A 1,622-nucleotide genomic window follows, 5' to 3' on the forward strand; every position below is an offset into this window, starting at 1 on the left:
CACGCGCCGGCAGGCGCAGCGCGACCTCAAGGTGCTGTGGATCACCCCGTTGCGCGCGCTCGCCGCCGACACCGTGCGCGCGCTGCGCGAACCGGCGCAGGCGCTGGGCCTGGACTGGCAGATCGGCCTGCGCACCGGCGATGCCAGTGCGCGCGACAAGCGCCTGGCGCGCAGCGGCAAGCTCGACGTACTGGTGACCACGCCCGAATCGCTGGCGCTGCTGCTGTCCTATCCCGACACCGCGCCGCAACTGGCGACGCTGCGCTGCGTGATCGTCGACGAGTGGCACGAACTGCTCGGCAACAAGCGCGGCGTGCTGTTGCAGCTGGGCCTGGCGCGGCTGCGCGGGTGGGCGCCGGCGCTCCGCACCTGGGGCCTGTCGGCCACGCTCGGCAACCTCGACGAAGCGCGCGACGTGCTGCTGCCGCACCTGCCGCAGGCGCCGATCGTGGCCGGGGTCAAGCCGCGCACGCTGACCCTGGAGACGCTGGCACCCGCGGTGGGCGAGCGCTTCCCCTGGGCCGGGCACCTGGGCCTGGCGCAATTGCCGCGGGTGCTGGAAAAACTCTTCGCGGTGCGCACCAGCCTGCTGTTCACCAACACCCGCGCGCAGGCCGAGCTGTGGCATCAGGCGCTGACCTCGGTGTGGCCGGAAGAAGCGCACACCCTGGCCCTGCACCACGGCTCGCTGGATCCCGCACTGCGCAGCGCTGCCGAGCAAGGCCTGCGCGACGGCAGCCTGCGCTGCGTGGTGGCGACGTCCAGCCTGGACCTGGGTGTGGACTTCCCCGCCGTCGATCAGGTGCTGCAGGTCGGCAGCCCCAAGGGCGTGGCGCGGCTGCTGCAGCGTGCCGGCCGCGCCAAGCACCGCCCCGGCGAGGCCGGTCACGTACTGTGCGTGCCCTCGCACGCGCTGGAACTGGTCGAATACGCCGCGGCGCGCCGCGCCATCGCCCATGGCCGCATCGAATCGCGGCCCTCGCCGCGGCTGTCGCTGGACGTGCTGGCGCAGCACTGCATCACCTGCGCGCTGGGCGGCGGCTTCGCTGCCGACGCGCTGTACGCCGAAGTGCGCGGCACCGCCGCCTTCGCCATGCTGGATGCGCCGACCTGGCAGGCGGTGCTGGAGTTCGTCGTGCAGGGCGGACGCGCGCTGGCGCAGTATCCGGACTACCGCAAGGTGATGCTGGACGCGGACGGCCTGTACCGCGTGCACGACCGCCGCATCGCCCTGCGTCATCGCCTGTCGATCGGCACCATCACCAGCGATGGCAGCGTCGCGGTGCGCTTCCTGCGCGGCGGCCGGCTCGGCGCGGTGGAGGAGCAGTTCGTCGGCCGTCTGCGCCGCGGCGATCGCTTCCAGTTCGCCGGGCGCCTGCTGGAACTGGTGCGGCTGGAGGACATGACCGCCTACGTGCGCCTTGCCAAGGGCGGCGACGGCAGCGTGCCGAAATGGATGGGCGGGCGCATGCCGCTGTCTTCGGAACTGGGCCGCGAGGTGGAAGCGGTGTTCGCCGATCCGCGCGGCGAGGCCGAACTGCGCGCGCTGGCGCCGCTGCTCGGCCTGCAGTGCGCGCTGTCGGCTCTGCCGGCGCCGCAGCGGCTGCTGGCCGAGCGCGTGC

Annotated in this window: 1 protein-coding gene; it reads left to right on the forward strand. The window is 73.4% G+C overall.

Annotation, left to right across the window (positions count from 1 at the left end; genetic code table 11):
- Positions 1 to 1,622 (forward strand): DEAD/DEAH box helicase (locus tag D180_RS05555; RefSeq protein ID WP_017912013.1); only part of this gene is annotated, 1,622 nt, incomplete at both ends.

The sequence above is a fragment of the Xanthomonas sp. SHU 166 genome (assembly GCF_000364685.1).
Classification (GTDB): Bacteria; Pseudomonadota; Gammaproteobacteria; order Xanthomonadales; family Xanthomonadaceae; genus Xanthomonas_A; species Xanthomonas_A sontii.